The organism is Staphylococcus sp. GDY8P47P (genome assembly GCF_016892225.1).
Classification (GTDB): domain Bacteria; phylum Bacillota; class Bacilli; order Staphylococcales; family Staphylococcaceae; genus Staphylococcus; species Staphylococcus borealis.
Genome location: NZ_JAFENV010000019.1, coordinates 37,564 through 46,948, shown reverse-complemented (window position 1 = coordinate 46,948; position 9,385 = coordinate 37,564). Strand labels below are relative to the sequence as shown.

The following is a 9,385-nucleotide window of genomic DNA, read 5'->3' as shown; positions in this document are numbered from 1 at the left end:
ATTTGGTAAACCTCAAAAGGTTCTGTTGCAAAGTTAATTTTATAGTATAATTTTAACAAAAAAGGAGCGTTCTCTATGAATTATTTTAGATATAAGCAATTTAATAAAGATGTAATAACTGTAGCCGTTGGCTATTACTTAAGATACGCGCTTAGTTATCGTGATATATCTGAAATACTAAGAGAACGCGGCGTTAACGTTCATCATTCAACGATCTACCGTTGGGTTCAAGAATATGCTCCTATTTTGTATCAAATTTGGAAGAAAAAGCATAAAAAAGCTTATTATAAATGGCGCGTTGATGAGACATACATTAAAATAAAAGGAAAATGGTGCTATTTATATCGTGCCATTGATGCAGATGGTCATACATTGGATATTTGGTTACGTAAGAAACGAGATAATCATTCAGCATATGCGTTTATTAAGCGACTTATTAAACAATTTGGTAAACCTCAAATGATAATTACAGACCAGGCACCTTCGACGAAGGTGGCAATGTCTAAGTTGATTAAAGATTTTAAACTTAATCCCGACTGTCATTGTACATCTAAATATCTTAATAACCTCATTGAGCAGGATCACCGTCATATTAAAGTGAGAAAGACGAGATATCAAAGCGTCAATACGGCAAAGAATACACTCAAAGGTATTGAATGTATTTATGGTCTATATAAAAAGAACCGTAGGTCTCTTCAGATCTACGGATTTTCGCCGTGCTACGAAATTAATCACATGTTGGCCAGTTAAGGGAATACTACCATGTTAAAATGATAATTAGTTATATTTTTTCTGACTTTGCAACAGAACCGTTTTCTTCCTGTTGCAACAAGCAGCTGCTCTGATTCAATCACTTTTTTCTTGCCATCTACTGTAACATGAACCTTCTTTATCTCTCCAGATTGTTCTACACGCTCAAAAGATGCCCCTTTTACAAGGTTTATTCCTTGTTCAATTAAAGCTTTTTCTACTACTTCAGAAATCTCTGGGTCATACTCTTTTAACAGTCGCTCACTTCTTTGCATAAGCGTTACTTCTGAACCTAAGTTATGAAACAATTGGCCAAGCTCCATTCCGATATATCCTGAACCGATCACCGTTAATCGTTTAGGTACCTTTTTTATTTCAAGGAGCGTTGTACTTGTTAAATACTCCACTTCTTCAAGTCCTGAAATCGGCGGGAGAGAAGGAGATGCACCCGTTGCAATTAAAAAGCGTTTTGCGGAAAGTTTCTCCCCATTGACTTCAACCGTCTGTTCATCAGTAAATTTTGCTTCACCTACAATTAAGTCAATTCCATATTCATCAATTAGATCCACATATTTTTGATTGCGAAGCTCACTCACTAATTCATCTTTTTGCTTGATTAAGGGTGCTAATTCCACTTCTCCAGCAGATGTTTGTAATCCCGTAAATGGATTTACTTTTGCTAAATGATTAATTTCTCCAGCCCTAAGAAGTGTTTTTGATGGAACACAGCCAATGTTTACACATGTTCCGCCAACGGTTCCACGCTCAATCATGGCTACTTTTGCCCCGTATTCAATCGCTTTGATCGCAGCTGAAAAAGCCGAACCACCGGAACCAATGATAAGTAAGTCATAATCGCCTTCATTACCTAACACCACATTTTCTTGTGATGATATTTCTTCTATTTCTCCAGGTTGATATTTCGCCTCATCAATAGCCTTTTTTGCACTTTCAATCCCAATATCATCGGGTAATTCAAATAATACTTCACCGTGACGAAAACTAGCTTCTACATTCTTGGCACCAATATTTTCAAGTGCAACTGCTACATGTTCTTCACAACCCATACAAGTCATGCCACTAACTTTCATACTGATTTTCTTAGTCATTTTTTAACACTCCTTTTAATTATCGAAATATGCCACCCGGACCAATCCCCCAATAATAAGAAATATAAATTCCTGAAATTAAAATAACAATGGAGGAAATAAATTGGATCATTGCCATATTTTTAGAAAGTAATTGTTGGACATATCTTTTTGAAATCAAAGAAACAATGGTTATGGAAGTAACGACAACACCCATACCGATTGAGTACACAATAAATTTAAGTATAACCATCAATAACGAATTATCTTGCATAGATTCAGTGAGTACAAATAAAAAGGCTGGCAACGTACAACTTAATGATGTGATTCCATAAGCAATACCATAGAAATAAACTGATCGTTTACCCTGTTTAATATTAACTCTTAAAGGTAGAGAAACTTTTTTTCCAAGCAACATCCCTAGTCCCAAAAGAAAGATAAGTACGCCCATTAGAAATGACCAAATTGGAAAAACATTGATTAAAGCTCTACCTAATAACGATAATAGAAAACCGGCTATCACAAAAATAGTTAGAAATCCCAACGTCATAGACAATCCTAACCATAGCCCCTTTGAGATTGTCCTTATTAAGGAACGCCTTGTTTCAACCTCTCCTTCACCAATTAAATAACTAATATATGAAGGCAACATAACAATCCCGCAAGGATTAAACGCAGCAACTATTCCTGCTGAAAAAATAAATATAAAGGGAAACGTCATGAACTACTCACTCCAATACGTGTTAGTTCCTTTTGTAAATCATCGAAGGAAGGGTTAACCGCGTGATATATAACTTCTTGATTGCTATCTATTAAAAAAACTTCTTCCAATTGTTTTACTTTATACTTTTTAGTGAGTTCATATTCTTTATCGATTAAATGTGTCCATTCTCCACCATATTGACGTTGGAAATCCTTTAAATCTTGTTCTGTATCTTGTAGGGGATCCATATCAACAGTTATAAGTTGAACATTGTTCCCATATTTATTATGAATCTGTTTAAATACCTTTTCCCCTGCTACACAAGTCGGACACCAAGATGCCATGAAATAAATGAGTGTTGGCTTCTCGGAACTTATTGGTTGTGTTTTTTCATTGTTTATCGTGTTGGTTCCATTGGATATTCCACATGCTGAGAGGCTTACAATAATGAGAGCTGATAATAAAATCTTTTAAAGAACAATATTGATTTCAAATCACTCCCCCCCTTTTTCTTCTGTTTCACTGAATTTAGAATGGCAACAATCCGACTGACATGTATTACGACTACCTCTTCTTTTTACCAACATAATCAGTCCGACAATTAACAAAACAGCACCAAATATCCAAACTTGTTTTCCTATTAAGAAAGCACCCATAGAACTCAATCCAATTGCAATTAAAAGGATTGGTAAAGCGCAACATAGAACCAACAATGCTGGTATTCCTAAAAACAATAATTTATCATTATCCTTTACATTTTTTCGCTTTTGTACAGTCAATTTACATCACCTGCTAAAAAGTTGATTTTAACCCTCAAACATTTTCTCAATAATAGGGCAAGAATATAAATATTCTTCATTCGGACAACATTCTTTTAAATCATTCAACATATTCTCAACACGCATTAAATCTCTAATTTGTTGTTGTACTTCATCAACTTTTTGAGAAACGAACTCATATATATCCGAACACCGCACATCATCCTTATCTACAACACCAAGCAACTTGTGGATTTCACTTAAAGAAAAACCAAGCTCTTGCATCCGTTTAATAAACCATACACGCTTAACATCATCATCTGAATATATCCGATAACCAGCTTTCGTTCGGGAAGGTTCTTGTAATAAATTTTTTTGTTCGTAATATCTAATCGTCTCTTTATTTACCCCACATTTTTCTGCAAATGCAGTAATACGATAACTCACATAGTTCACCTCTAAATAATAATAAACCGCGTACCATAGTACGCGGTCAAGTATAATACATTTTTCTTCTTCAAGTGTCTTGCTTGTACTTTAAGGGAGCCTATCAACTCCACTTGGTTATTATTGTGATCTACTCAAACATTATAGTCAAATGACCATTTGATTGTATTTGTTATTCCTTTAAATAGTGACATAAATGGTTATTTTCTGTACATTACAAAATAAAAAAGTCAAATGGTATATACCCCTATACCGTATATGTTATACTCAAATTGTCTTATTACTATCTTTAAAAATATAAAATTAGGAGGTTTAATTTTGTCGAATAACAAAAAACACCAAAATCATGAGCATCATAGTCATCAAGAACATGAAAATAACACTAGTCATGGTAATCATGAGCATCATAGTCATCAAGAACATGAAAATCACACTAGTCATGGTAATCATGAACATCACCATCATGGAAATTTTAAAAGTAAATTCTTTATTTCTTTGATTTTTGCGATACCGATTATTATTTTATCGCCCATGATGGGAGTTAAATTACCGTTTCAAATTTCATTTACAGGGTCAGATTGGATTGTATTAATTCTTGCTACAATTTTATTCTTTTACGGAGGAAAGCCATTTTTATCAGGGGCTAAAGATGAAATTTCAACTAAAAAACCTGGAATGATGACGCTTGTTGCTCTAGGTATTTCAGTAGCTTATATTTATAGTTTATACGCCTTTTATATGAATAACTTCAGTGGTTCATCCACACATACAATGGACTTTTTCTGGGAATTAGCGACTTTAATTTTAATCATGTTATTAGGTCATTGGATTGAAATGAACGCAGTAGGTAATGCAGGCAATGCACTGAAGAAAATGGCAGAACTTTTACCTAATACTGCAGTGAAGCTGATTGATAACAATCAACGAGAAGAAGTTAAAATATCAGATATTCATATTGACGATATTGTGGAAGTCAGAGCAGGCGAAAGTATACCCACAGACGGAATCATTGTTCAAGGAGAAACATCAATTGACGAATCATTAGTTACTGGCGAATCAAAAAAAGTTCATAAAACTCATAATGATGATGTTATTGGAGGTTCAATTAATGGTTCAGGTACAGTACAAGTTAAAGTGACTGCTACGGGTGAAAATGGCTACCTATCTCAAGTTATGGGTCTTGTTAACCAAGCTCAAAACGATAAGTCAAAAGCTGAACTCCTCTCTGATAAAGTCGCAGGTTATTTGTTTTACTTTGCAGTAAGTATTGGCCTGATTTCATTTATTGTATGGATGCTTATTCAAAACAACGTCGATTTCGCACTTGAACGGCTAGTAACCGTATTAGTCATTGCTTGTCCACATGCATTAGGCTTGGCAATACCTTTAGTTACAGCACGTTCTACCTCTATAGGCGCACATAATGGTTTAATCATTAAAAACAGAGAATCTGTAGAAATCGCACAACACATTGATTACATCATGATGGATAAAACTGGGACACTAACTGAAGGTAACTTTTCAGTGAATCACTATGAAAGTTTTACAGACGAGTTAAATAATGAAGAAATATTGAGTCTATTTGCTTCATTAGAAAGTAATTCTAATCATCCACTTGCCACTGGTATTGTTGATTTTGCTAAAGGCAAAAATATTTCATATGCTACTCCTCAAGAAGTTAATAATATTCCAGGTATAGGCTTAGAAGGCACAGTTGATAATAAAAAACTCAAAATAGTGAATGTTTCTTATCTCGATAAAAGCAATTTTGATTATAATAAAGAACAATTTACGAATCTCGCTCAACAAGGGAATTCTATTAGTTATCTAATTCATGACCGACAAGTTATTGGTATTATCGCACAAGGCGATAAAATTAAAGAAAGTTCAAAACAAATGGTTTCGGATTTATTATCGAGAAACATTACGCCAGTCATGCTTACAGGCGATAATAAAGAAGTGGCACAAACAGTGGCTGAAGAATTAGGTATTAGTGATGTCCACGCGCAATTGATGCCCGAAGATAAAGAAAGTATTATCCAAGATTATCAAAGCAATGGTAGCAAAATCATGATGGTTGGTGATGGTATCAATGATGCGCCAAGCCTTATTAGAGCAGATATTGGTATGGCAATTGGCGCAGGGACAGATGTAGCTATTGAATCGGGGGATGTCATACTCGTTAAAAGTAATCCTTCTGATATTATCAATTTTTTGTCCCTTTCAAAAAATACGATGAAAAAAATGGTTCAAAATTTATGGTGGGGCGCAGGATATAACGTGATTGCAGTTCCTCTTGCAGCTGGTATATTAGCTTCTATTGGTTTAATATTATCACCTGCTGTGGGTGCAATACTTATGTCTTTAAGTACGATCATCGTAGCAATTAATGCATTTACATTAAAATTAAAATAAAAGAGGTAAATATAATGTATAAAAAAATGTTCACAATTTTAATTACGTTATTTTCTATAATGTTTATGGTTCCTAATGATACTTTTGCAGAAGGTAAGCACAACATGATGGACATGAAAGAAAATGATCAAAAGCGAAATGATATGATGGATATGAAAAGTCATGACGAAAGAAAAAATTTGAATTCTTCACAAGGAAAAAATGAAATAACATTTCCCAAAGTTTTAGATCCTAAAAAAGATAACAATGGTTATAAAAGTTATACATTAAAAGCGCAGAAAGGAAAGACAGAATTTTACAAAGGTAATTTCTCTAACACTTTAGGATACAATGGAAATTTACTTGGGCCAACTTTAAAATTAAAAAAAGGAGATAAGGTTAAAATTAAGTTAGTCAACAACTTAGATGAAAATACAACATTTCATTGGCATGGGTTAGAAATAGATGGAAAAGTGGATGGAGGCCCTTCTCAAGTTATAAAACCAGGAAAAGAAAAAACAATAAAATTTGAGGTTAAACAAGAGGCTGCTACATTATGGTATCATCCCCACCCCTCCCCAAATACAGCTAAACAAGTTTATAATGGTTTATCAGGGTTATTATATATAGAGGATGACAAAAAGAATAATTATCCTAGCAATTATGGGAAAAATGATTTGCCTATAATAATCCAAGATAAAACATTTGTATCTAAAAAATTAAATTATACAAAAACGAAAGATGAAGATGGTACTCAAGGTGATACAGTCCTTGTGAATGGGAAAGTAGATCCTAAACTAACAACAAAAGAAGGAAAAATACGTTTGAGACTTTTAAATGGCTCCAATGCTCGGGATTTAAATCTTAAGCTAAGTAATAATCAAAGTTTTGAATATATTGCTTCAGAAGGCGGCCATTTAGAAAAGACTAAAAAGTTAAAAGAAATTAATTTAGCTCCTTCAGCAAGAAAAGAAATAGTAATAGATTTATCTAAAATGAAAGAAGAAAAAGTCAATCTTGTTGATAATGATGAAACAGTAATTTTACCAATTATTAACAAAGAAAAAAGTACTAACAAAGACACTACTCCAAAAGTAGATAAAAAAATCAAATTAGAAGGTATGGACGATAATGTTACTATTAATGGCAAAAAATTCGATCCTAACAGAATAGATTTCACACAAAAAGTAAACCGGAAAGAAACTTGGGAAATTGAAAACGTCAAAGATAAAATGGGTGGTATGAAGCACCCGTTCCATATCCACGGAACGCAATTTAAAGTTTTATCAGTGGATGGGAAGAAACCTTCAGAAGATATGAGAGGCAAAAAAGACGTTATATCTCTGGAACCTGGACAAAAAGCCAAAATAGAAGTGGTTTTTAAAAATACTGGGACATACATGTTCCATTGTCACATACTTGAGCATGAAGATAATGGAATGATGGGACAAATAAAAGTAACAAAATAATTTATAAGGAGAATTCAATATGATGAAAAAATTGAGCTCAATTATAGTAGCTTCAGGATTAGTATTATCAGCTTGTTCAACTGGTAACGAAGAAGAAGAAAATTCTAAAGATCAAAAACAAGAAAAACATATGAATCATAAGAGTGAAAGTAAAGCCCCAGATAATATGAAAAGTACAGATGACAGTAAATATAAAAAGGACGATAAAATAACAATTACAGCTGATCATATGCCTGGTATGAAAAATGCTAAAGGTACAGTTAAAGGTGCTTACAAAACCTATGCTTATGTCGTGAGTTACACACCTACAAATGGTGATGAAAAAGTTAATAATCACAAATGGGTCGTTAATGAGGAAGTTGCAGATGCCCCTGAAAATGGATTCAAGAAAGGTGATACAGTTAAATTAGAAGCTGACCATATGCCTGGTATGAAAGGTGCAGAAGCTCAAATTGATGATGTAGAAAAAACAACCGTTTATATGGTGGATTATAAATCAACAGAAAACGATGAGATGGTTAAAAATCATAAATGGATGACAACTGACGAACTAAAATCTCGTTAATGTCTATCATTTTAAAGCTTTAAAGTATTTAGTTAGTTATTCACAAATGCAATGAGAATCCCCTTTGTTAAATAGACAAGTAAACAAATAAAATTTATGGCCACTCTCATATCCACAATAATGAGAGTGGCCATTTGTTTAGAAAAATTAAATGATTTTAATGAAAATGAGGGGATCTTTTATAATTTATCAATGGAATTTCGAAAAATATAAAAAATGGAATAGTGAATGTATTGAGCTTTATCATTTATCAAGAAAAGTTATTCTAAATTAGCAGGTAAAGTCACATCTATCTCATTTTACTATATAATGAAATCTTTTATATTTATAATTTCGAATATGCTTAAAAATTTATTTTAGGGTACACCCTAATCATACAAATATGGTTATTGAATTCATAGTAACTTAAACGTATGATTAGGGTGTATATTAATTACGGAGTGAAATATATGATTGTTGGTTATGCAAGCTTATCATCAATTGATCAAATCTAGAAAGACAACTTGATAGTTTAAAAACGTTTGGAGCTGAAAAAATTTTCACAGAAAAACAAACTGGCTAATCTATTGAAAATAGAATGACATTTCAAGAAAAGAAGACACTCGTTTCCAAAACCTAAAATCTGGAGGTTAATAAATGATTTTTATAAGTGCATGCTTAGTCGGCCAAAATGTTAGATATGACGGAGGAAGCAAACTCAACAACAATTTAAAAAAACTTGTAGACCAAGGTGTAGCAAAACCAATATGCCCCGAAATCTTAGGGGGATTATCAACTCCAAGAAATCCTGCAGAAATCGTAGGAGGAGATGGTTTTGACGTTTTAGAAAATAAAGCTAAAATCATTGATAATCAAGGAAACGATGTTACAGTTGAATATGTAAATGGAGCGAAAAAAGCATTAGATACTTGTCAAAAAATGAACTGTAAAGCATTAATACTAAAATCCGATAGCCCAACTTGCAGTTCAGAAAATATTTACACCGGTGAATTCAATGGAAACAAAAAACAAGGGGTAGGAATATTTTCCGCACTACTAATAAAAAACGGAATACAAGTTTATAACGAAAAAAACTATAATATTTAAATACTTTATTCCGATTGATTCAATTATAATCCTATTAAAAATGTAAATATTGAATTGATTCTATTGATTTGCTTATAGATTTTTCTCCCTAATATTCACCCTTCGTTTGTCATTTTCATAGTATC

Annotated in this window: 9 protein-coding genes and 2 pseudogenes; 6 read left to right on the top strand and 5 right to left on the bottom strand. The window is 32.9% G+C overall.

The features are described 5' to 3' along the window. The first annotated feature begins 75 nt into the window (after positions 1-75). Positions 76-750, top strand: coding sequence for an IS6 family transposase (locus JVV30_RS08950; protein WP_002512555.1), 675 nt, complete (start codon positions 76-78; stop codon positions 748-750). A 62-nt stretch (positions 751-812) separates the two neighbouring features. On the opposite strand, the pseudogene JVV30_RS08945 reads toward JVV30_RS08950, so the two are convergent. The 5 genes and pseudogenes from JVV30_RS08945 to merR all read right to left on the bottom strand — a co-directional run. Beyond that, positions 813-1,841 (bottom strand): annotated as a pseudogene (locus tag JVV30_RS08945) (FAD-dependent oxidoreductase); the annotation flags it as partial. Positions 1,842-1,878: 37 nt separating this feature from the next. Beyond that, positions 1,879-2,559, bottom strand: a complete 681-nt coding sequence (locus JVV30_RS08940; protein ID WP_021459891.1) for a cytochrome c biogenesis CcdA family protein — start codon at positions 2,557-2,559, stop codon at positions 1,879-1,881. Beyond that, positions 2,556-2,918 (bottom strand): TlpA family protein disulfide reductase, encoded by a 363-nt coding sequence (locus tag JVV30_RS08935; protein ID WP_348635048.1) that lies wholly within the window; start codon positions 2,916-2,918, stop codon positions 2,556-2,558. The genes JVV30_RS08940 and JVV30_RS08935 overlap by 4 nt, the downstream gene beginning before the upstream one ends. A gap of 117 nt (positions 2,919-3,035) precedes the next feature. Further along, positions 3,036-3,320 (bottom strand): hypothetical protein, encoded by a 285-nt coding sequence (locus JVV30_RS08930; RefSeq protein ID WP_002510753.1) that lies wholly within the window; start codon positions 3,318-3,320, stop codon positions 3,036-3,038. Positions 3,321-3,347: 27 nt separating this feature from the next. Further along, positions 3,348-3,746 (bottom strand): Hg(II)-responsive transcriptional regulator, encoded by a 399-nt coding sequence (merR, locus tag JVV30_RS08925; protein ID WP_002510754.1) that lies wholly within the window; start codon positions 3,744-3,746, stop codon positions 3,348-3,350. Positions 3,747-4,064: 318 nt separating this feature from the next. Here merR and copB point away from each other — a divergent pair, with 318 nt between their 5' ends. From copB to JVV30_RS08900, 5 genes and pseudogenes are all read left to right on the top strand, one after another. Further along, positions 4,065-6,161: a copper-translocating P-type ATPase CopB gene (copB, locus tag JVV30_RS08920; protein ID WP_204194014.1), complete on the top strand. Its 2,097-nt coding sequence runs from the start codon at positions 4,065-4,067 to the stop codon at positions 6,159-6,161. 14 nt (positions 6,162-6,175) lie between these two features. Beyond that, positions 6,176-7,609 (top strand): multi-copper oxidase Mco, encoded by a 1,434-nt coding sequence (gene mco / locus JVV30_RS08915; protein WP_000277153.1) that lies wholly within the window; start codon positions 6,176-6,178, stop codon positions 7,607-7,609. Between the two features lie 19 nt (positions 7,610-7,628). Next, positions 7,629-8,174, top strand: coding sequence for a YdhK family protein (locus JVV30_RS08910; RefSeq protein WP_002510756.1), 546 nt, complete (start codon positions 7,629-7,631; stop codon positions 8,172-8,174). A 449-nt stretch (positions 8,175-8,623) separates the two neighbouring features. Beyond that, positions 8,624-8,733 (top strand): annotated as a pseudogene (locus JVV30_RS08905) (recombinase family protein); the annotation flags it as partial. Positions 8,734-8,810: 77 nt separating this feature from the next. Further along, positions 8,811-9,260, top strand: coding sequence for a 2-thiouracil desulfurase family protein (locus JVV30_RS08900; protein ID WP_070854532.1), 450 nt, complete (start codon positions 8,811-8,813; stop codon positions 9,258-9,260). Positions 9,261-9,385: the final 125 nt, after the last annotated feature.